The organism is Microbulbifer weihaiensis, from assembly GCF_048323715.1.
Classification (GTDB): domain Bacteria; phylum Pseudomonadota; class Gammaproteobacteria; order Pseudomonadales; family Cellvibrionaceae; genus Microbulbifer.
In genome coordinates, this window is the sequence record NZ_JBLWFL010000018.1 from 81,323 (window position 1) to 103,455 (window position 22,133).

At 55.2% G+C, this 22,133-nt stretch carries 19 protein-coding genes; 3 read left to right on the forward strand and 16 right to left on the reverse strand.

Features of this window, described 5'->3' with window-relative positions:
• The first annotated feature begins 15 nt into the window (after positions 1-15).
• Together ACNKU7_RS16390 and ACNKU7_RS16395 are read left to right on the forward strand one after the other, a co-directional pair.
• Positions 16-825 carry an FTR1 family protein gene (locus tag ACNKU7_RS16390; protein WP_418298083.1) on the forward strand — a complete coding sequence of 270 codons (810 nt, stop codon included), beginning with the start codon at positions 16-18 and terminating at the stop codon, positions 823-825.
• Complete coding sequence (locus ACNKU7_RS16395; protein ID WP_418298084.1) at positions 806-1,546, forward strand: hypothetical protein; 741 nt, start codon at positions 806-808, stop codon at positions 1,544-1,546. The genes ACNKU7_RS16390 and ACNKU7_RS16395 overlap by 20 nt, the downstream gene beginning before the upstream one ends.
• A gap of 92 nt (positions 1,547-1,638) precedes the next feature.
• Here ACNKU7_RS16395 and ACNKU7_RS16400 read toward each other — a convergent pair whose 3' ends face one another.
• Positions 1,639-4,209, reverse strand: a complete 2,571-nt coding sequence (locus tag ACNKU7_RS16400) for an FG-GAP repeat domain-containing protein (RefSeq protein ID WP_418298085.1) — start codon at positions 4,207-4,209, stop codon at positions 1,639-1,641.
• A 118-nt stretch (positions 4,210-4,327) separates the two neighbouring features.
• Here ACNKU7_RS16400 and ACNKU7_RS16405 point away from each other — a divergent pair, with 118 nt between their 5' ends.
• The gene (locus ACNKU7_RS16405; protein ID WP_418298086.1) at positions 4,328-4,669 is read left to right on the forward strand and encodes a hypothetical protein; all 342 of its coding nucleotides are present in this window, start codon (positions 4,328-4,330) and stop codon (positions 4,667-4,669) included.
• A 250-nt stretch (positions 4,670-4,919) separates the two neighbouring features.
• Here the strand turns inward: ACNKU7_RS16405 and ACNKU7_RS16410 are convergent, their stop codons facing one another.
• The 15 genes from ACNKU7_RS16410 to ACNKU7_RS16480 all read right to left on the reverse strand — a co-directional run bounded on the left by ACNKU7_RS16410 (position 4,920) and on the right by ACNKU7_RS16480 (position 21,907).
• Positions 4,920-7,784 carry an FG-GAP-like repeat-containing protein gene (locus tag ACNKU7_RS16410; protein WP_418298087.1) on the reverse strand — a complete coding sequence of 955 codons (2,865 nt, stop codon included), beginning with the start codon at positions 7,782-7,784 and terminating at the stop codon, positions 4,920-4,922.
• A gap of 366 nt (positions 7,785-8,150) precedes the next feature.
• The gene (locus ACNKU7_RS16415) at positions 8,151-8,987 is read right to left on the reverse strand and encodes a DUF3014 domain-containing protein (RefSeq protein ID WP_418298088.1); all 837 of its coding nucleotides are present in this window, start codon (positions 8,985-8,987) and stop codon (positions 8,151-8,153) included.
• A 125-nt stretch (positions 8,988-9,112) separates the two neighbouring features.
• Positions 9,113-11,014 (reverse strand): alpha-amylase family glycosyl hydrolase, encoded by a 1,902-nt coding sequence (locus tag ACNKU7_RS16420; protein ID WP_418298089.1) that lies wholly within the window; start codon positions 11,012-11,014, stop codon positions 9,113-9,115.
• A 77-nt stretch (positions 11,015-11,091) separates the two neighbouring features.
• Complete coding sequence (locus ACNKU7_RS16425) at positions 11,092-13,557, reverse strand: glycoside hydrolase family 31 protein (protein ID WP_418298090.1); 2,466 nt, start codon at positions 13,555-13,557, stop codon at positions 11,092-11,094.
• Positions 13,558-13,618: 61 nt separating this feature from the next.
• Entirely contained in the window at positions 13,619-15,520 is a 1,902-nt protein-coding gene (locus ACNKU7_RS16430; RefSeq protein ID WP_418298091.1) for a glycoside hydrolase family 13 protein, read from the reverse strand.
• Between the two features lie 196 nt (positions 15,521-15,716).
• On the reverse strand, positions 15,717-16,607 hold the full coding sequence (locus ACNKU7_RS16435; protein WP_418298092.1) for an MBL fold metallo-hydrolase: 891 nt from the start codon (positions 16,605-16,607) through the stop codon (positions 15,717-15,719).
• A 105-nt stretch (positions 16,608-16,712) separates the two neighbouring features.
• A complete protein-coding gene (locus ACNKU7_RS16440) occupies positions 16,713-17,108 on the reverse strand; it encodes an ACT domain-containing protein (RefSeq protein ID WP_418298093.1) in 396 nt (131 codons plus the stop codon).
• 34 nt (positions 17,109-17,142) lie between these two features.
• Positions 17,143-17,658, reverse strand: a complete 516-nt coding sequence (locus tag ACNKU7_RS16445; protein WP_418298094.1) for a GNAT family N-acetyltransferase — start codon at positions 17,656-17,658, stop codon at positions 17,143-17,145.
• Positions 17,659-17,771: 113 nt separating this feature from the next.
• Entirely contained in the window at positions 17,772-17,975 is a 204-nt protein-coding gene (locus ACNKU7_RS16450) for a hypothetical protein (RefSeq protein WP_418298095.1), read from the reverse strand.
• Between the two features lie 92 nt (positions 17,976-18,067).
• Positions 18,068-18,559 (reverse strand): arsinothricin resistance N-acetyltransferase ArsN1 family B, encoded by a 492-nt coding sequence (locus ACNKU7_RS16455; protein ID WP_418298096.1) that lies wholly within the window; start codon positions 18,557-18,559, stop codon positions 18,068-18,070.
• A gap of 70 nt (positions 18,560-18,629) precedes the next feature.
• Positions 18,630-19,070, reverse strand: coding sequence for a GNAT family N-acetyltransferase (locus ACNKU7_RS16460; protein ID WP_418298097.1), 441 nt, complete (start codon positions 19,068-19,070; stop codon positions 18,630-18,632).
• Between the two features lie 188 nt (positions 19,071-19,258).
• Positions 19,259-20,299, reverse strand: coding sequence for an ankyrin repeat domain-containing protein (locus tag ACNKU7_RS16465; RefSeq protein WP_418298098.1), 1,041 nt, complete (start codon positions 20,297-20,299; stop codon positions 19,259-19,261).
• A 175-nt stretch (positions 20,300-20,474) separates the two neighbouring features.
• Positions 20,475-20,855, reverse strand: coding sequence for a hypothetical protein (locus ACNKU7_RS16470; protein ID WP_418298099.1), 381 nt, complete (start codon positions 20,853-20,855; stop codon positions 20,475-20,477).
• A gap of 58 nt (positions 20,856-20,913) precedes the next feature.
• Positions 20,914-21,357 (reverse strand): hypothetical protein, encoded by a 444-nt coding sequence (locus ACNKU7_RS16475; protein ID WP_418298100.1) that lies wholly within the window; start codon positions 21,355-21,357, stop codon positions 20,914-20,916.
• A 157-nt stretch (positions 21,358-21,514) separates the two neighbouring features.
• Positions 21,515-21,907: a hypothetical protein gene (locus ACNKU7_RS16480; RefSeq protein ID WP_418298101.1), complete on the reverse strand. Its 393-nt coding sequence runs from the start codon at positions 21,905-21,907 to the stop codon at positions 21,515-21,517.
• Positions 21,908-22,133 lie beyond the last annotated feature (226 nt).

Genomic DNA, 22,133 nt, shown 5'->3' on the forward strand with positions numbered 1-22,133 from the left:
CACCGGGGGCCAGGCATGCTGTTGACCAGTGTCATCATCGTTTTGCGGGAAGTACTGGAAGCGGCGCTGTTGCTCAGCATTCTGCTGGCGATGTGCCGCATTCTGGAATTGCGCCGTTCCTGGTTCTATGGCGCGCTTGCCTGTGGGGTGCTCGGCTCGGTGGTTTACGGCCTGCTGCTGGGGCCCATATCCGAGGCGGCCGACGGGGTAGGGCAGGAGCTGCTCAATGCCGCCCTGCAGATTGCGCTGTATGGTTTTCTGCTGGTAATCGCACTATTGCTGATCATTACCGCGCGCGGCAGCCGGCGACACCTCGGCCTGTTGCAATATGCCATGCTGGTGTCGATAGCACTGGCTACACTGCGTGAGGGTTCGGAAATATTCATTTACCTGATGGCGTTTGTTCCCCAGCAGGGATTACTGCCCGGCGTGCTGAGTGGTGCGCTAATCGGTGCGGGCATAGGGTTCAGCATCGGCGCCCTGTTTTACTATCTGCTGGTGGAGCTGCCGCGGCGATACACCCTTGGCGTGGTACTGGTACTGCTGACTCTGGTGGGCAGCGGGCTGTGCCTGCAGGCGGCACAGCAACTGATACAGGCCGACTGGCTGCCTTCCTCCGCGCCGGTGTGGGATACGTCAAACCTGATCGGGGAAGATTCGCTGGTGGGGCAGTTACTCTATGCCCTGTTGGGATACGAAGCGACGCCGACAGCGGCGGAAGTCACGGCCTATAGCCTGGCCGCCATCCCCATGATTGCGCTATCAGTGATGGCTCTGTACCTAAGCCGCAAGGAGCGACCTGATTATGTACTTCACACTGAATGAACGGCGTTTACCGCCGGCGATTCTGCTCGCCGTCACCACCAATGCGGCACTTGCGGACGGTGTTGTAGTGGATCGCATTTACGATCCCTATGTAGAAGCCGGGGAGACGGAGCTCGAGTGGCGGGCAACTCGCCTGCGCGATGGTGCGAGCGAGGAGTCTGAGGAGGAAGCGCTGGATGGCGTGCACCTGCACCGGCTGGGCATTGGCTACGGTTTTAGCGAACGCTGGTTTGGTGAGGTTTACCTGATCGGTGAGGGGAGTCACGAAGAAGACCTGTCCCTGGCTGGTGTGGAACTGGAGGCCAAATGGCAGATCACCGAACAGGGTGAATACGCAGCGGACTGGGGATTGCTGCTCGAGTTTGAACGGGAAAACGACAAAGACCTGTCCGAGGTGGCAGTCACATTGATCAGCAGCCGCGAGTGGGAGCGCTGGACTGGTACGGCAAACCTTGAGGCCATTTACGAATGGGGCAGTGGTGAAGAGGAGCTGGAGTCGGCGTTGAAGCTACAGGGGCGCTATCGCTGGAAGGCTGAACTGGAGCCGGCCCTGGAGCTATATGCCGGTCAGGATACGTTTGGGCTTGGGCCGGTGCTGCTTGGCGAGATAAAACTCAGGCCGGGCCACAGAATGCGCTGGGAAGTCGGTGCCATCTTGGGGCTGACAGATGAGAGCCCGGATCAGAGTTTCCGTATCCTGCTGGAATACGAATTTTTTTAAGGACTGTGAAAATGGCAATTATTTCTATCGCCGGATTTAATTTGCCGTTACGGATAAAAAAGGGCCCCGAAGGGCCCTCATGTCTGGATTGGTCAGCGCGTTGCATTTACTGACGCATACGCGGTACTCCAAATCAGTTCCTGTATGCCGTCGTTGTTTGTGTCCACATACTTCATGCTCCCCGGAATAGCATCTGTCGCAAACCCGGGCGACATGGATACGGCTTTGCCGTTCTCCGGTGAAACTTCCATGAAGTAATGGTCATAGTAGTAATGCGGCCACGGTGGGTTTCGCGGTGCATCCAGCTGGACGTTGAGCAGCAGGTTTCTATTGACGTCTCCGTAGTTCTGGAATAATGCCGAATGAATACGTCGGTCAGCATAGGCCGTCAGGCTGTATACACTGAAGTCCGCGTTGAGGACGATTAACCAGGATCCACTGTAGGCTCGGGTGGAAACGACTAATGCGATTTTTTCTGCGGATGCCGGCGATGGCTTGCCGACCGAGATACTCGCTATTTCCAGGTACTGCAGGTTGCTTGAGTAGTTCTCGTCATTAACTTCTGGCACCAAATCTTCCAGCGTGAGGGTGCGCGCAATCGAGGGACCACTGGCTTCGACGCTGATCAGGTTCAGTGCTTGCGTACTGGCACTCAGCACATCCTGTTGTCCATCCGAATCTATGTCAGCCACAACCAGGTGCGTCCCGCCGGCATTGGCGAGCTGCCAACTTGGCAGCAGGGTTGCCGTATCGTAGGCGCGCAGGGTACCGTCTTCTGTCGTGAACAGGGCGGTGATAGCGGACGAGGAAGCCAGCTGTCCCTGCGCTGCCGTAACTACGCTGCTGCCGGTATCTTCACCGCGCCATGAAATGGTGCCCGAACCAAAGTCAAACACGGCAGGAGTGGAATTGTTGATATGGAACATTTGCATACTGCCATCGTTGCCCAGGTCTAGCGGAACACCTGCATAGCGGTGATAGCCGAACTCCTGCTGGATGTCATATAACCAGGAAGTCGCCCCTGAGATGGGGTCGATTGTAGCCATGGTGATGGTGTCTAAGCTTTGGTCTTTGCCGACCAGTAGGATTTTTTCGCCCTGGCCATTGGCGTCAAGGAAATGCGGCGCATATAGCTCTGTATAAACACTGGCCGGATAGTCAGACACCCACTTAAGTGTGGCTGCCCTATCACCTGGGCTGCTCGTGTAAATTGAATTTAGTCCGCGTTGAGGAATTAGATACTCTATTGCTGGATCATCATCCATGTTTGCTGCAAACAAGAGTCCATTCGACATTCCGGACAGGGGCGTGTCCCATTGGGCCACGAAGTTTCCAGTCCCATTAGCATCAAATTTGTACAGTTGGTCTTTGGTCAAAAACTCTGGAACTTCGTCGCCGTCCAGGTCAAACGCGGTAAAATCCCTGGCTTTAACGCTAGAGGAATTGATTACACTCTTTGTTATGGCATCGTAAAATCTGAGGTGAGGGCCAACAATTTCCTTGTCGCCATCGCCGTCCACATCAACGATTTCCAGTGATACATAGTCAGCAAATGAATCCGCCAGTTCGCGGAATCCCGGTTCGTAGTGCCATTTGATTTCGTACTCAGTGCCGTTAAACCCGAAAACATAGCCGCGGTCAGTGGCGATTTCCTGATAGGGGTCTGTATCGACATTGCCAACGGCGATATTGCTGCCCAGTTCCAGCACCGGTGATTGCCACTCCAGTGAAAGGTCTGAAGCCCTGAGAATCACTAGGTGTTTTTGGCTCATGACCTCGTCTGGCGACGTTCGATCATTGTAGATGCCAACCATGAGCACGATTTCAAGCTCGCCATCGTCGTTCACATCAGCCACACGAATGACCTGAACGTCATTGCCCGGAACGTTCCCGACTCGCTGCGGGCGTCGGTTGTCATCGAAGATGTAAATGTGTGTTGTGTCGCGAGCAAAAAGGTAATGTGCTTCTACACCAACCAAAATCTGGTCTCGGCCATCGCCATTCATATCGGCTGCGGCAACACTGGTGTAGCGCTCTGTCGGCCCCGCGAAGGCATAGGGGTAATCCCAGTTGAGTTCGAATTTATCGCCATTGGCAGCCAGGGTAAACAGCCGGCGATAGGGACCGGCGGTTACAAGTTCGTATTTGCCTTTACCATCGAGGTCTGCTTTGGCCGTCATTAATCTGCTAGCTTGTAGACTGACTCCGCCGCGGGATAAGACCATTGGTCGATCGTTGTCGATCACCTTGATGGTTCTTTGTACGGAGTATTCCTGCTCTGCCTGATAGGCGGCAATCTCCCAGCTGGTATCAATGCTGGTGCCAAACATCGGCCCCGTCGGTGTCCAGGAAACCGTTCCCGACTCATCTCGTGTCATGCCGTTGGGGCGTGACACGAACTCCCAGGTAAACGCATCATCGTCCACGTCTTCAATGAGTACCTGGAAGGTTGTGGCTTCGCCATACTGCGCTGTCTCTGGCATGCCGATGACAGTGAAGCTCGGTGCTGAATCCTGAATCACAGTATCCGCAGTTGCGGTTTGGCTAAATTCGCCATCGCTGACCAGAACTTCGACGTTTACCTCGTCAGCTTTGAGGAAGTGCTGATGATCAAGGGTTGCCTCGGTAGCACCATCGATCACTTCGCCATTGACCCGCCACACATAGGTTATCTCCAGCGGATTTTCATTTGGATCTGAAGCGTCCAGGGATGCGGTCAGATTCGTATCACTGAAGGCTTGTTCAGGGGTGATATCGAAGCTATTGATCGTGGGGGGCAGATTGGCGACTCCGCCGCTTGAAGAGCCGGAACTGCTGGATGAAGCAGAACTTCCCGAGGAGCTGGAACTTCCCGATGAGCTGGAAGAGCTCGAGCTGCTGCTTGACGAGCTGGATGTGCTTCCGCCCGAGCTCGAGCTGCTGCCCGACGATGAGCTACTGCTGCCACCAGGGGGATTGGATCCCCCTCCTGATGATCCGCCGCCGCAGGCGCTGATCGACAGGCATATCAGTAAAGTGGAAAAAATATTTAACGGTGATGACACACCGCCTCTACGAGAGCGTCTTGCCACGGATCCTTCCTTGCAATTACCAGTGTCAGAATTGATTTGTGTGAAAGCGTAATTTTATAAATTGAGCTTTTTTGGAAATATTGGAGGGTGGGGATTTTCTTTTTGTTGAGGTTTGGCTTCAAGGCCATGAAACGATGAGTGAGGGTACGCTGGTACTAGTTAGGGGGGTTTTGTTTGAATTTGTGATGTGTATCAGGGGCGATCACCTCGCGCCGGTCTTTTTTTGGACGTGATTGCTATTGTTTCTGAAAGGAAAGACCACGAGGCTCGCTTAAGGGCAAACCTCGATTTGGCGGAATATGTTAACGCGTTACATTCATCGAGATTCTTGAGCCGTAGCTTAGCTCCGGGATCTCATCCCCATTTGTATCGACAAAATACATTCCGTTATCCACGACCATTCTGGGTATCAAAGGTGACTTTGAAACCTCCTGGCCTGACTCGGGCGAGATTTCCACGAATTGGCTGTGGGTGTTGTTAAAAATATCGGACACCTCATTGATCAGCAGATTATGGTGGCCGGTACCGTAATCCTGTACCAGCACGCCCTGTACGCTTCCCGCTCTTCGAAAAACTTTTCGTGGAGAAAGGTCGTGATTGAGTATCACCAACCAGGATATGTCGCCGGTCGTGGATGCGGCGAATACAACTTCCTGCTTGCCGTCGCTCTCCAGATCTCCGGTTGCCAGACTATTGATGTACGAAGTTGAAAAATCAAAGTGATAGTTCGACTCTGGGACCATACTCGTAAGGTCTTCCAGGCTTTGGGTGGCCTGCAGAGTTACGCCATTTTCCCCTGTCGAATACATTGACAGCGAATGATGGTCGGCGACGATAATCTGGTTTTCCTGATCACCATTCAAGTCCGCAAGCGCAATGTGTCTACCACCCTCTCGTGCCTCTTCCCAGAGCGCAACCTGGTTTTTTGGATCAAATCCAATAATATTTCCGTACTCGGTGAGAATCGCGAGATCATCTTCCAGGTCAGTATTCAATCTTCCCTTTGCCAGCGCAATTCCAGATCCGCTCATGGGCGAGGACGTCCAGATGACGGACTGGGAGAAAAAGCTGTAAAGGGACAGGGTATTGCGGTTCAAATACAAAAGCTCAGGGGTTCCGTCCTGCCCCTGATCGGTGAGGACGCCGGTGACATCCGACGCTAGCGCCGGTGACCATTCGAGTTTGCCATTGGTTGGATCCAGTTGGATCGCCCTGGCACCAAAAGTACTGTGTGTTGGAAACTTTGAACTGGCTTTGGCAAAAAATACCAGCCTATTCCCCTTGCCGGTAAAGTTGGTGAGTTCCCCGCCCTCGAAAGGCAGGGATATTCTATGGATATCGTCATTCTGCCACTCGATTTCCGGTTGCGGATTCGCGCCTGCAACCAGAATTCTTGATCTCAGGCCACCGTCAAAAATAATAAATTCTTTCTCGTGATCACCGTCCATGTCGGCCACCAGGCCTCTGCCGGTGAACGGCAGGTTCAATGTCCAGTCGGTACGGAGTAGTGAAGTATCACTATCGAAAGCCAGCAACCGGGCTTCAAAGTAAGGGTCGGGCGTTGCAAATATTTCAAAGGTCTGGTCTCCATCGATATCTGCTAGATGGAAACTGGAGAAAGCTTCCGTCGATTCGGCCTTGACGGTTTTATTGGCGGCGTCAAATACGGTCAGCTGATTGCTGCCGCTTCCATTTGAGAGGGCGACGATCTCATCTGTGCCATCGCCATCGAGATCCGCTGCATCGATAGCATGAATGGTCCCATCGCCGAACAGCCACTCATTCGTAAAAGTACTGCCGTTATACCCAAAGATATAGCCGCCAGAGAGAATGATTTCCGTGGTGCCGTCGCCATCGGTATCGCCGGTAGCGAGATCGCTCACTTGTGCCAGGGGGGAGGATTGCCAAACCTGACTGAAGTCGTTCGATCGGCGTACCTCGACGAGATGCGCGGTGTCGGAATAGTAGCCTTTGGTTATGAAAACGATGATTTCCGGCTGCTCATCGTTATTGACGTCGGCGATACGGATACTCTGTACAGTATCTCCGGCAATATGGATGGTGTCACGCAGGCGGCGGGTTTCCCCATCGATGATCAGTATTTGCGTTTCACCTTCGTCGGGATAATCGTTCAAGTTGCTCAGGCCGACAAATATTTCATCGGTGCCATCACCGTCGATATCCGCAGCGGTGATGTGGCTGATTTTACTACTTTTAGATAGAGCGAAAGGGTACATCCAGTTCTGCTGGTAGCTGTCCCCTTCCTGGCCAATGGTGAACAGGCTCTGGTCGTAGTCGGTCGCCAGCAGCTCCTCGGTGCCGTCACCGTTGAAATCGCCACTGGTGAGCTTGCCGGAAAAAATGATTCCACTGCGGCTTAGTGGAACCTGTCTATCTTCGTCGACAACGGTGATGGCACTGCCGAAGGATTTGCGAAAACTGCCCTGTTCGATCATTGCCGACCAGTTCACGACCTGGTTGGTATCGAACATGGGCCCGGTGGGTGTCCAGGTGACCGTGCCATCTTCCGCGAGTGTCATGCCATTGGGGCGGGTCACAAGCCGCACTGAAACTTCATCACCGTCGGCATCTTCTGCGCCGACGGTGAATGTGGTGGAAATGCCATATTCCACGGTAGTGGGGACTCTGGAACCTGTAGCAATCGGCAGGCTGTCACTGATGGTGATCTCATTCGCCTTGGACGCAGACAATTCACCATCGCTGACGGCAACCAAAACGCTTACCAGATCATTTTTGACGTAGTGTTCCGGTGCCAGTGTCTCACTGGTGGCATCGCTTACGATGCGTCCGTTCACTGACCAGGTAAATGTGGTCGTCAGTTCATCGTTATCCGGATCGGAACTGGCGACGTTTGCTTTCAGGATCGTGTTGGTGAAAGCCGGGTAGGGCGAAAAATATACGTGGCTGATGATCGGTGGGGAGTTTGTGGTCGCGCCTGAACTGCTCGATGAACCACTTGAGGAGCTGCTCGATGAACTGCTCGATGAACCACTTGAGGAACCGCTTGAAGAACTGCCCGACGTATTATCCGGTGGCTCTGCGGTGGTATTTCCTCCGCCACCACCACCACAGGCCGCCACGGCCGCGGTGCAGAGCACAAAGGTAAACACTTTGAAAAGATTGATCCGGCTTCCTGGTGTTTGCATCGCCATCCCCCATGGTTTTCCGAAGTACATCGTTGAATTTGCTACGTACCTCATTGCCGGTGGCGGTTGGCGCTGGGCCCGTGACCGACCCTGTCGATGCTCGGTTAATTCCGGTGGTTGCGCAACTGGAAGCTGTCTGTGTTAACCGTTGAAAGTTAGGTGTTCGTAAAAAACAGGTGAGGATAGGGTGGATAGGGAAGAAAGGCAGTTTCTATGCCCTGTGTACGTCTGCCAGCGGTGGCCTGACTGCCACCCATAGAATGACGCAGAAACGGGAGGGAATACTTACAGGAATCCGAGAGCGGGTGGCCGCGACCGGCAAGGCACTGGGGCGGAGCCTTGCCGATGGCGGCTAGACGATGATGCTCAGTTGGTTGGCAGCTGCTGAAGCTTCGCTTTCAGTTCCTTCAGTTTTTCCTTAACCCGCGCAGCATTGTCCGGCCCGATGCGAATCATCAGTTTGTGCAGGCCGGGCATTTTTTCCAGTTTCTCATCTGCAAACTTGTAATAGACCGTGGGGCGTACCAGCTTGATCGGGCCGTCGATTTCCGGTGCGGCCAGGGCCTGGTCGATCGCCGCCATCACCGCAGCATGGAAGTTTTTATTTTTCAGGCCGAGCTCGCCGTAGGCCTGCTTGAGGCGTGGGTACCAGAACTGGTACAGCTTCACGGCCTGGTCGCTGTCGACCATGGCAAAGAGGCGCACCGCCTGGTCATAGCGCTGGTAGTTCTCCTGGGACAGTATATAGACCTTGGCGCCGTCGCTGCGGGTTTCCAGGTCCTTGACCGTAATCGGGCCTTCGAGATTGGTGAAGGGCCGGTTCTTGGGCATCAGCTCGCCCTTGCTTGCGGTGTTTACCAGGGCCACCCACTTGCGCACCACTTCGTCAGGAACGATCCACTTGGCGAGCGCCCCGTCCGCAGAAAGGCTGATGATGTCGTCGCGGGCTTCTTTGTCGCTGTCATTGAGGGCGGGCAACGTGCGCGGTGGCTCGACGGGTTCCGCCGGCTCGGGCACCGGCGGGAGCACGGGCTCTTCCGGCTCCTCGAGGTCGACTTTGGGGGCGGCTTCCACCGGCTTTTCACTGACCGGCGGCGGGACTTCCGGCTTGGCCGCATCCCGCACGGCAAACCAGTAAATGCCGAACACCACCGCTGCCACTACCAGTAGCGCCACCAGCCATTCGCGTATGCTTCCGCCCATCTGCCCATCCTCCCGTTGATCCCACAGAGATAGAAGTCAGTGTAATGCACTGACTGTGAAGTCTACGACAGTACCAGACCGGGAAGGTTTCTGTACAAACCTTCCCGGGCAGACGGGCTTGCTCCTCAGTGGGCGAGTTTCAGCACGCGGGCGGAATGAGGGGCCAGTTGCAGTGACACAGCACCTTCGCCCTGGGCATTGACGAGCAGCGTGCTGCCGCCTTCCTGCAGCTGGTCGGTGAGTACATACTCACCCTCGGCCAGTTGCCACTGCTGGACCAGGTCGGCGGGCAGCCTGAGCTCAAACTGCTGGGCGGCATCGGCGAAGTTGGCGATGACCAGCAGGCGGTCATTGCCGGCCCAGCGCGCGAAGCTGAACTGCCTGTCGCTGTAATTTGCGCTCTGGGCGCGGTTATAGGCGTGCAGATCCTGATATTCGCCGGTGAGTGCGTCGCTCTCGCGGGTGAAGTTCAGCAGGCGCTGGTAAGAGTCGCGCAGGGCTTTCTCTTCTTCCGTCAGTTTGCCGCCGTCAAACCGGCCTTCGTTGATCCAGCGACGAATCGAGGGGACAGACCAGTAATCGAAAATCGTGGTGCGGCTGGCTTTGCCGAAGCCGGCATCACCGGCACCCGGTTCACCGAATTCCTGGCCGAAGTACACCAGGGTCGGCGCGCCGCTGATGGTGGCGGAGACCACCATGGCGGGAATGCCCGCTGCGGCGTTGCCGGCAAACTCCGGGCTGGCAATGCGCTGTTCGTCGTGGTTTTCCAGGAAGCGCAGCATGTTGCCTTCGATACCGGCGAGGCTCTGCTGGATGCCCACCAGCGGATCGGTCCCGGCCTTGCCTTCCATCACCGCGCGCACCGCGTCGTAGGTGCCCACCTTGTCGTACAGGTAGTCCATCTTGCCCAGGCGCACATAATCCCGGTACAGGTCTGGCTGGTAGATTTCCGCCAGCAGCAGCGCGTCGGGTTTCTGCATCTTGATGCTGGAGTTCAGGTAGCTCCAGAATTCCACCGGCACCATGCCCGCCATGTCGTAGCGGAAACCGTCGATGCCGAAGGCCAGCCAGTAGTCGGTGATCTGGCGGAATTTTTTCCAGCTGCTGGGTACGTCCTTGTCCGCCCAGAAGGTGGCGTGGGCGCGGTAATCCTTGCTGGCGAAGTCCGCTGGCAGCTCCGGGAAATCGTGGCTGCCGTCCGGGCGCACGCCGAAATTGATTTTGACGGTCTCGTACCAGTCGTCCTGTTTCGGCTGCGGCGCGCGGCTGCCGTTGCCGGTCCACTTCGCCGGCATCTCGTCAAACTTGCCATCCACCAGTGGGTGGGCTTCGCCGTTCAGCGGCTGGTAGCCGTCTTCCGCTACCGGTACCTGGAAGGGCTCACCGGGCACGTAGTAGAAATTGTTGTCGCGGGCGTAGGCCACGCTGGTGTCGTCATCAGCACCGAAATCGCGCACACCTTGGGGCTTGGCCAGCGAGTGGTAGTTGCGCGCAACGTGGTTGGGCACGATGTCGATGATGACCTTGAGACCGGCAGCATGGGAACGCTCGATCAAAGCGCGGAATTCTTCCAGGCGCTTGCCCGGGTCTTCCGCCAGATCCGGATTCACCGTGTAGTAATCCTTGATGGCGTAGGGGGAACCGGCGCGGCCCTTGACCACGTCCGGGTCGTCGTTGGCGATGCCGATATCGCTGTAGTCGCGCACTACCGCGTGGTGCAGGGAGCCGGTGTACCAGATGTAGTTGGCACCCAGCGCGCGAATCTGCTGCAGCGCTTCCGGGGTAAAGTCGTTGAACTTACCCACACCGTTTTCTTCGATGGTGCCCCAGGGTTTGTTGGTGGCATTGGTATTGCCGAACAGGCGCGGCAATACCTGGTAGATAACGGTTTTGCCGTCGGTCTGTTGCGTATTTGCCGTCGCTTGCGGCGCTGCAGAATTTTGTTTGCTGTTCGCTTCAGGGCCGCAACCAGAGAGGAGGCTGCTGGCGATCACGGAAGACAGGATCAGGCGATGGAGTTTGTTCATGAAAAAACTTGTCCGTTGTTCTGGCGGCAACCCTGCGTATGCACCGGGTTGCCGCGTAGCGGAAAATAATCAGTGGTTTACTGGACGCTCAGGGCCAGGTCGTCGCCACCCCAGGGGAAGCGGATGCGCAGGGTCTTGCCGCGCTTGTCGTAGTAGGCGCTGTTCTCGCCGAGGGATTTTTCCCGCTCGACAATCGCCAGTGCCTGTTCGCCCACAGTGATTTGCTGCGGCGCCTGCGGCCAGTTGTGCAGCACCAGCTCCAGCGCGCGGGAATCCGGCGCGCCGCTGTAGCCTTTGCCCTCGCGGGTGAAGGTAAAGCGGCTGGTGTCGCCATTGCGCTCGCCGGTAAACAGCAGCTTTTCATACTGGCCCTTGGCGAAGGCATCGGCGGTCACACCGTCGTCTTCGTACACATAGCCGCTGGACTGGCTGACGGAACTGTCGGCGTAGTAATCCAGGCGCAGGGCTTTGCTGGTGTACTCGCGGGTGTTTTTCATATCCACTACGGTGGGAATGAAGGCACCGGCGCGCACCAGCACGGGGATGGTGTCGAGATCCACGTCCACTTCCGCGGTGTCACCGCGGTAGGCTTCATCTGTCCAGTAATCGAACCAGACACCTCCGGGCAGCTGTACTTCCACCTCGTCGATGTTCTCGTCGGTTACCGGCGCCACCAGGAAGTCGTTGCCCCAAAGGTAGGCGGCCTTGTTGTCCATCAGTGCGAGGTTGGACTCGTCTTCGAAAAACAGCGGGCGCATCAGCGGCATGCCGGTCTGGCTGTTTTCAAATGCGAGGGTGTAGTTGTACGGCAGCAGGCGGTAGCGCAGCTTCACGTACTCGCGCACGATGTCGCGGGTCTTGCGGTCGTGGAATACCGGCTCCGGGGCAATGTGTTCCTGCGCGTGCGGGCGGTACACCGGCTGGAATACGCCATACTGCAGCCAGCGGATATACAGCTCCCGGTCAAACTTCTCGCCGCCGGCAAAGCCGCCGAGGTCGGAGTGGGTGTAACCGAAGCCCAGCAGGCCCATCTGCAGGGACAGTTCCACCTGCGGCTTGAGGCCGCCCCAGCTACGCTCCACGTCACCGGTCCAAGGAATCATGCCGTAGCGCTGGGAGCCGGGGAAACCGGCGCGCATCATGATGAACGGGCGCTCGTTCGGTTCGTCGGCCTTTTCCTGTTCGAACAGCATCTGTGCCCAGCGGTGGCCGTAGGCATTGTGGATTTCATCGGCCATGCCGACGGCGTGCACGGTGTCGGAGGGGTGCACTTCCGGTTCGCCCAGGTCGCCCCACCAGCCGGCCACACCCTGTTCCTTCAGGCCTTTGTAGATATTCCAGAACCAGTTGCGGCCGTCTTCGGAGAACACGTCGATCAGGCCGGTGTTGCCGAAGTAGAAATCAAACTGCTTGGGGGCGCCGGCAAGGTTTTTCGCAATCGCGTTCTGTGCCACCGCGTCACTCCAGCGCTCGGAAGTGGAAAGCACGAACGGCTCGGTGACGAGAATGGTGTTAATGCCGCGCGCCTGCAGGTCCGCCATCATATTCACCGGCTGCGGGAAGGCGTTGTTGTCCCAGGCTAGGTTGCCCATATGCCCTTTGATGTCGGGGCCGAACCAGTACAGATCCAGTACCAGCGCGTCCAGCGGGAAATCTTCTTCGGCAAACTTGTCCACGGTATCCCGCACTTCCTGCTCGGTACGGTAACCAAAACGCGAGGCGAAGTTGCCCAGCGCCCAGCGCGGCGGCATCGGCTGGCGGCCGGTCACGTCCACGTAGTTTTCGATCAGCTGTGGATAACTTTCACCAGCCACCACGATATACGCAGTGCGCCCGCCCACGGCCTCAAACTGCATCACGTCGTTTTCACTGGCGCCCAGGTCCATAGTGCCGGTGGCGCTGTTGTCGAACAGCAGGATGTACTTGTTGCTGCTCATCACCGCCGGCAGGCCGAAATACATCTGGTTGGATTCGGTGGTGTAACCGTAGTGGGCCTTGTTATACAGCGGCAGGCGCTGGCCGCGACGATCCATTCCCAGCACCCGCTGGCCGCCGCCGATCAGTTTTTCCTGGTCCTGCAATGCAAAGCGGAAACCGCGCATGGTTTCGTTGGCGAAGAAGCCGTGCTCTTCCGCCAGCAGCGGCTGGTCGCCGCGCTGGTATTCGATGGAGAAAGGCGACTTGTGTACCACGGCGGTGAGGGTGCCGAGGGAGTAGTGCAGGTCGGATTCCGTTTCGCTGATCTTGCCACTAACTTCTACGGCGGACTCGTCGGCGCGGGCAAAGGAGGGCAGTTGCTTGAGCCCTTCGCGCTGGTACTGCACTTCCAGTGCGGCACGGTTCAGCGGGGTCAGGGTCACCTGACTGTCGCTGGTCTGGATCACCAGTGCGCCGTCCTGCAGTTTGTGGCCCAGGTACTCGCGCTGTTTTTCCGCCGCATCGGCGGTCATCACCTGCAGTCCGGCAAACGGCAGGGCCAGTACCATCAGGCTCACCCTGACCCCCTGGCGCAGCGCATTGCGCGGTTTATTGTGCTCTCTCATGCTCACTCTCTTTTATCGTCGCAGCGCCTGCGCGCTGTTGTAATGCTGTGTTGCTAATCGGTCAGTGCAGTTCAAAAACCTGGGCGTCGTTCGCGGCGAACACGAGGTTATTCAGTTTGCTCTGCTTGCCGCTCACCACATTCCTGGCCGCAGATTTGCCGTCGAGCATTTCTGCGTAATGGGCGCGGTCGAATTCAATCGCCCTGTCGCTCTTGTTGATGGCGACCATCACTGTTTTGTTGGTCTCGTTGTCGGCGTCGTAGCGGAAGTACACATAGAGCCCGTCAATGGGCGCGAAGTGTTTCAGCTTGCCCTCGTGAATGACCTTGTTGTCCTTGCGCCAGTTGAACAGGGTGCGCACAAACTGTTGTGCCTGCGTCTGTTCGGCACTGAGGTTTTTGCCGGTGAAGCCGTTGGTCTTGTCGCCAGCCCAGCCACCGGGGAAGTCGCTGCGCACCACACCGTCGTCGCGCTGCTTGGGGCTTTTCGCCAGTACTTCATCGCCGTAATAGAACTGCGGAATACCGCGCATGGTGGCGAGGTAGGCCACCGCCATGCGGAACTTGCCGAGGTTTTCATCCAGCTGGCTGTAGAGGCGGCTCATGTCGTGGTTGCCGCCGAGAATCACCAGGTTGTTCGGGTTGGGGTAGAGCACGTCATTGGCCAATGCCTCATACAGGGTGACGAGGCCAGTGCTCCAGCTCTCCGGCTTTTCCAGGCCGTCGCGCAGGCCGTACAGCAGCGGGAAGTCCATCATGCTCGGCATATGTGACACATAGCCGTTGCGGTTCTTGTTGCCTGCCTGCCAGTAGGCCACCAGCGCCGGCTGCCGGGTCCACTCTTCGCCCACCAGATTGAAGTTGGGGTATTCCCGCATCAGGCGGCCGGACCAGCAGGTGAGGAAGTCCGCATCGGAATAGGCGTAGGTGTCCACGCGAATGCCGGACAGGTCTGCGTACTCCACCCACCAGATGGCATTCTGGATCAGGTAATTCGCTACCCGCGGATTGCGCTGGTTCGGGTCCGGCATGGCATCCACAAACCAGCCATCAGTAAACAGCTGGTGGTCCTTGTGGCTGGCATAGGGATCCATGTGCACGGTGCGGGCGTGGTTGGTGTATTCGAACTTGCCCTTGTCGGTACCGGTGCCGTTCAGCCAGTCGTTGCCGGGCAGATCCTGCAGCCACCAGTGCTCGCTGCCGATGTGGTTCGGCACCATGTCCTGGATCACGCCGAGGCCCTTGGCGCGCGCCGCAGCCACAAACTCGCGAAACTCTTCATTGCTGCCGAAGCGGGGATCAACGCGGTAGAGGTCGGTGGCGGCGTAGCCGTGGTAGGAGTACTCGGGCTGGTCGTTTTCCACCAGCGGGTTGGGCCAGATCTGGGTGAAGCCCATCTCGGCCACATAATCCAGGTGCTGGCGCATGCCGGCAATGTCGCCGCCGTGGCGGCCGCTGGGGTTGCTGCGGTCGGCTGCTTCCAGGGTGTCGGCGGTGGTGTCGTTGCCCGGATTGCCATTGGCGAAACGGTCGGGAGTGATCAGGTAGATGGCGTCGCTGGCGTTGAAACCCTGGCGCTGGGCAGAGCCCGCGCGGCGTTGCTTCAACGCATAGCGAACCGTCTGCTGCCAGCCGTCGCCACGGAATTGGATGTCGAGGGTGCCCGGCTGTGCGGACTCGGCAATGGCCAGATTGATAAACAGGTAGTTGGGGTTCTCCTCACGCTCGGTGCCGGTGACCGTCACCCCGGGATAGTCCACCTTCACCTGCGCGTTGGCCAGATGATCGCCGTGGAGCATCAGCTGCAGGTTGGGCTCCGCCATCTGCGCCCACCAGAACGGCGGTTCCACGCGGTCTACGGCACGGTTTTGCTCGAGTGCCTGTTCGGCCCGGGTGGAGGCTGAAAAAAGCACGAAAAGTAACGAAAGCAGCCTCAAATTACGGCTTCTTGCAGTCATCATCATGGCGGGCACCTGTCCGGTGGTTTATTGGTCGGCGTTCAATCGCACCATTTTTGACCATTGTGCCCGCTCCCCCGCCCCCTGTTATCCCCCTCCCGGTGGGAGGAGTATCCTCACCGGCTGATCAGCTTGGCTGGGTACGTTTCTCCGTCGCTGACTACGCGGAGAGTAGGCGCTGCTGGATCTGAACGCCTGCCCGTTAGAGCTCCGCATCGATGTCCGGGCGCAAATTGAAATACGACATCTCCACCAGCGTTTTGTATACGCCGGCCACATTCAGCGGTAACCACTCCGCATACATCGGCAGATCTTTGTATTCAGGCAGTCGGATTTCAGATTGCAGCGTCTCCAGGTTCTTTCCCGCCAGCATGCCATCGCGCACCGCCGCGTACAGCGCCTCAAGGTAGGCGAGGTAACGCTCGACATCCTTATAGGTTCCAGCCTGTGCATGGCCGCCGATAAAGAGATCGAAGGGTTCGCTGGCGAGTACCTCCCGCGTCGAGCGGATCATGCCGTGAATGTCATAACCCGGCAGATCCCGGTAGGGCATGCGGCCGATGACAATCCAGTCGACCACATACAGAACATTGGCCGGCATAAACCGCATGCTCACTGAGCCGCGCCCGTTATTGGGCCCGTGATAGCGGAGCTCCACGCGGCTGTCACCCAGTGCAATATCCAGTTTGTCGCGAAAGGTGATGTTGGGCATGGCGGTGGGGACGCGGGCCCATTTCAGGTCTTCCGCGGCATATTCATGCGCCAGCACGTCGGCGCCATCCTGCGCGAGGATCTGGCCACCGAGCGTATGGTCGACATGGTTGTGGCTGTAGGCGATATAGCGGATAGGTACATCGAAGCGTTGCGCCAGCTGCGCCCGCAAATAGGTGGCGGCCTCATTGCTGATGGGGTCCGTAACAAAGATTCCCGCTTTGGTGACCATAAACACGGAACGGTAGTGCCCCGCGGTAAAGCGATAGACATTGCCCTTCATGTGTTCGAATTTGTACGCCGTTTTTTCCTCGGCAAAGGCGCTCAGCGAATGCGTTGCGACCAGCAGCAGGATGAAGAGTGCTTTAACTGATCTGGGCATGGTAAACGACATCATCACTCCCCTGGCGCCGCGTTTTTTGCGCAATCTATCGTTGGTGAATCTGGAAGCAAAGATTAAGCAAGCGTCATGTCCCATCGTGCAGTTTCAAACGCTGAATTCCTGCAGGGCGCGTAATGCCGCTTCCGCCCTGTCCGCGGGTACAAAGATGTGATCATGATAGTAGGCTGCAATCACATTGGCGCTGATGCCCTTGGCCGCGAGCTTTGCCGCCACCGCGGCCGTCAAACCCACCGCCGCGAGGCTGGAGTGCACCGTGAGGGTGATCTGACGAAATACCCCATCAAACTGCAGGCCCGCCCGCTCGGCGGTTTCCCTGGCCAGCACCAAGGTCAGTCCTTCCTGCTCGGCAAATGAAGCAATGGGGGTGAGTGAGACAAAATCCCCGATATTGCCCGGCACGGTACAGAAGACGAAGACCTGGTCCGTAAGCTCCGGTTTCATGGAGCGCAGCAGTTGCTGCAAGTCGGTAATACCGCTCATTACGTGCTCGTCTCCCGATGGCCAGCGCTCTTGTTTATGAATGTGGGCGGGCAAGCTTGTATTCGTAAAAGACGACGTCGCTGTCTTTTACGGTTTGCTCGAAAAAGCCCAGCTTTTTAAGCAGGTTGGCTGACGCGATGTTGGCTGGATCAACGCCGCAGACAAGCCTGGCCCAGGGCTCATTTTCTGAGGCTTGCTCGATGAAACCCTGAAGCAATTCGCTGGCCAAACCCTTGCCCCAATATTCTTCGGCAAGTAAGTAGCCTACATGTGCATCACGATCCTCTGTCGAGGATACAAATAAGAACCCAATTAATTTGTTCTCTACTGTCTCAACCAGGAATAGGCGGCTCTGCGATAACATCCGCTCCAGCCATGCTTGGGCACGTTCTGGTGAGTCGATGCCGTGAAAATAAGGCGGAAGATTTTCGGTGACTGATGGGGTAAGAATCTCCGGAGCGCGGCCAAGAAGGTTCGCACGCTCTGGCAAGGGAAGATCATGTGATATCTCGAACACTTTCAATCTTGAGGTTGCAAATGAAAGAGCCAAGTTTGATTGCCTATTTGGATAAGGTCGCGCTAAACAGCGCCACGTGAATGCGTCCCACCGATAGCCCTGGTTCCAGGGCTCCTATTTCTGGCAGTGCTTTATATTTTCAGGAGTCACTTTTTACTTTTATAAATGCCCAAAATAGTACCGATGGAAGTGCCCAGTCCGCCGCCTATGGCTACCCCGCAACCTATCCCGACACCGATATTTTGAATGTACATGCCGAATGCCACCCCCGTAGAAATGCCCAGGGAGAGCCCTATGGAGATGCCCCAGCATACATAGAATGTGTAAATATCGTTTGTGTTCTTGTTCATGATGGTCTCTGTATTTGACGCTAAGCCAAAGGGTCGTGAAGTGGCGTTACTATTTCGTTGGCCTAAGGGCCCAAGTAAATTGCCCGGTGTTGTCAGGCGGGAAGCAGGCGCTGCCAATATCCAACATCCACCCAGCGATCAAACTTGCGACCCAACTCTTTGAAATAGGCTACTTTCTGCATGCCAAATTTTTCATGCAGCGCAATACTGGCTGCATTCGGTAGTGCTATACCTGAAATTACGGCGTGGACATGAATCTCGGCCAGTTTTGCGAACAACGCGGAATATAGCCTTGAACCCCAGCCTTTTGATCCAGCGGTAGAGTCTACATATACCGTAGCTTCCACGGAGTGCCGATAAGCACCGCGCCCCTTCCACTTGCTCGCGTAGCAATAGCCGATAACCTCATTATTGTGCTCCGCAACGAGCCAGGGTAGGTTATTGCTTGCGCATTCTGAAATTCGAAGCGACATCTCCTCTTCTGATACCGGCTCCACCTCAAAAGTAATGCACGTTTTTAAAACGTAATGGTTATATATTTCAGCGATCTTTGCGGCATCGGATTTTTTAGCTTGGCGTATCATTTTGATTCTTGCTTGCGCTTAACCCTGTTCTGTGGAGGGCCGAAGGCTTATACCAAACTGTCCGGCTCTGTTATGTGCGGTACGTGTAGAAGTGCCACGTACTTTTACTGAGGTCCATAGAATCATAAAGTTTTTGAGCGGCCACATTGTCAGGGGCTGTTACCCACTGCAACCTTGCGGCCCCATTACTTTTGGCGAATGCACGACAATGCTCAATTAGCTGTCGCCCTACACCTTCGCCACGACGCTCTGGCTGAGTGTACAGATCATTCAATATGGCAATTTTTGAAGCAATTGTGGAGGTGAACGTGAAGTACACGGTCGCAAATCCAACGGTGTTTCCATTTTTCCGAAATAGGAATTGTCTGCCAAGTTCCGGCGACTCACAGAATTGCGAAAGAAATTTGTGATTTCTTTCATCACTTATATCCGGAACCTTGTAGAACTCCTGGTACGCCCTGAAAAGAGGCAAAACCTCTTTCAAATTTCCTTTTGAAACTTGCTCAATCACTTGGAATCCTTATGGTATCTAACACCCCTGTTCATCGCACAGCCTTGAAAGCGCGAAACGCTTTATAGGCTGTGCGATGGGCGCACCGAAGTACTGGGGCAGATTTTTACGCCTACGCTATATAGATATTGACTTGGGAGAGCGTTGCTAGAACAAAAATCAGTCCGACGCCGTTTACGCCCCCTGGGCTACACGCGCTCCGGAATGAGTTCGAAGTATTGTCTATTTTCGGCTTCATGTCGTGACCCGTGAATAGACTTTCCCATTTCAGCCTTGATATGCTCGTCTAAGGCCAATTTTCTATCTGTCAGTACTTTCAGAACCTCGTATTCCCGATGATAAAGAGCGTTCCTATAGGCTCTTTCCAGAATAACTTGGGTAGGCTCATACCCGAGTGTGTCAAGGATATACTCCGCTATCGCCGCCTTTCCGGGATACAACCATGCTGGGCTAGATGCCGCCGTTCTCGCAAAAACTTCCCCAAGATCAAGTTTTTTGACATGATCTAAAGCGAACCTAAAGCTCACGAAGCGCCCGTCTTCAACCAGGCGTTCCATTAAGCGCTGCGTGACTTCCGCCCCTCGCTCAACCAGCAGCCGGGCACAGTCAACATGCTCGTTGAGCAAAGCTTCCTCGATTGGCTGCATTACGTTGGGAACAGCTGATTGGTTTTTGGGCGGGGATTGGTCATGAAGTACCGGTGCTCCCGCATCTAGAAGCAGCGAACAAATGGTCGTATGCCCTCGAAGGCAAGCTAACGCCAGAGCCCAACGCTCAGGACCTTTTGATACGCGGCACCCTTTAGCGAGTAGCGCCGCTACAATATCCGTATATCCTCGGTCAGCGGCGTGGATCAAAGGCGGCATGAATGTTTTTAGCGGCTCACGGTCGGGTTTGGCTCCACGTTCTAATAGCAGCTTCACAGATTTTAAGTCACCTGCGATCACTGCAGCTGTGAGCGGCTTGGGAGACCGTTTTACGCCTTCGACGTTCGCGCCAAGATCCAATAAAAAGCGGATTCCGATGTGATCCTTTTTTTCTATTAGGCGCTTCAACAGAGTACGACCATCATTGGTCGGCCAATCGAGATTCAGTCCTTGCTTTAGTAGGGTTTCGATTTCAGGCCCACCGTCTTTCGTCCTCATAAGCTGATCGACCCGGATCAGGAGGTTGTGCTTCTCAGCAGTTTTCAAATCGGCCAGTATGCTCTCGTCCCTTATTTCACTCATTGCTAGTTCCTGGCTGGTCGTGGTGCCCGTAGGTCTGGTAAATGTTTGTTCGAATTCTCGGGAGTGGTAACGCCGTGCTCAGCGGCGGCTTACTTTATTTGGCTTTTGCGCAACAATGGGAGCGCAGCGAATGCGCAAAAGACACATAAAGTAAGACGTCAGCTGCAGCACCTTGTTATGTGGTTGAAGCGCACGGGGCGGAAAGAATACTCCGTAGTTCACTCTCATTTTCGCCATACTCTTTTACAATAAACTCGATTAAATCAGTCACGGATCGGCCAATTTCAATTGGCTCCATATCTTCAACGTAGAACTTTATAAAAACAGGCCGATTTTCTACTAAGTACAAGCCAGTAATTGATAGGTCATCTTCCCACATCGGAATGAAGCCAATATCTTTGGGTGCCATACTATCGCCCGCCAACGAATACCTTAATGCTTGAAAGCGAAACTCCAAGTCATCATGAACAAATTTACCGTTCATTAGCCTTACGATGGCAGGAGTAAAATTGATCTTCCTTAATTCTTCTTCTCGTTTTTCCCCAAGAATCATCATTGCTCTTTCCGAATGATCACATAACGCCCAGCGTTGTCTGTCGCTCTGCCGCTATTTGTTAGGCATTTTGTGGCTGCAATGTTACCAGGGCCAATACCCCATCATTAAATTCGTAATGTACCGAGTGATTGCTGAACTCAAATTTTGCCCACTCCAGACTTTTCCCGAGAAAGTTAGCCGCTCCTTCTGAATAGTTGATGCCATTATCTAGAGCATACGCGACCACTGAAGTCTTTTCTTCGAACGACATTACTCCAAGCTCAGGTAAGTTTGCGGCTTGGAACTCTCCATTATTCTGAGCATGTACAAATATTGCTTTTAAAGCTTGCTGATTATTAAAGACAAACTGTATACCCAACTCTGCTATTGAACCAAAGTACTGATCCTCCATTCCCTCGTGGAGACGGTCATACGAATAGATTACTTCTACATCATGGACTTCAAAAAACTCGATCAATTCATCTGATTTTAAAGTTGAATTCAAAAAATTAGATAGATTCATGCATGATGCCTAACGCCGCGAGCAGCGGCAGCTTACTTTGGGCGCTTTGTGCGCAAAAAAGGGAGCGAAGCGACCAGCGTATAAAGTGCACAAGGTAAGCTGTCCGGTGGAGGCCCGCAGGGCCGGAACAAACTGCCTCGCATTGTTATGTGTTTTATCACTTGAGATCGAGTATGGATACAATCAAGCTGCCAATTGAAATTAGTATGGCTGATACTGCCCATAATCCAGGGTTTTTATTTAGTGAATCCAGAGTTTTTCCCCAAAAGCCCTGAGAGGCAGCTTGGTAACCTTCCTTAGTAAAATAATAATCAAGACCAGTATCTCCGAAACGCACCAGCCCTTTTGCCGCTAGCTCTTCAGCAAAGTGAAGAAGCTTTGACGTTGCGACACCATTATCTACAGAATAAAAGTCTTCGGGTAACGAATCACATCGTCGCGTTAGATAAAACGTACACTTATCTATATTCCTAACACCATACCCGTACCTACGGACGTATTCTTCATGCAACCACTTAAGAAATTTACGTTCTAGCTTTTGGTCTATCACTTTACTCTCTCTGACACATAACGCCCGCAACAGGGGCGGCCAATTCTATGCACATTTTGTGCGAAACTGGGAGCGCAGCGAGCCGCACATAATGTGCATAGTGTTGGGCGTCCCGCGGAGGCCCGAAGGGCCGTAGCAAACTGCTTGCGCTTGTATGGCCTAATTCCCCAAATATTCGGTAAGGTGAGACCCGTAACTTACCACCATAAGTTACCGGCCCGGCAGC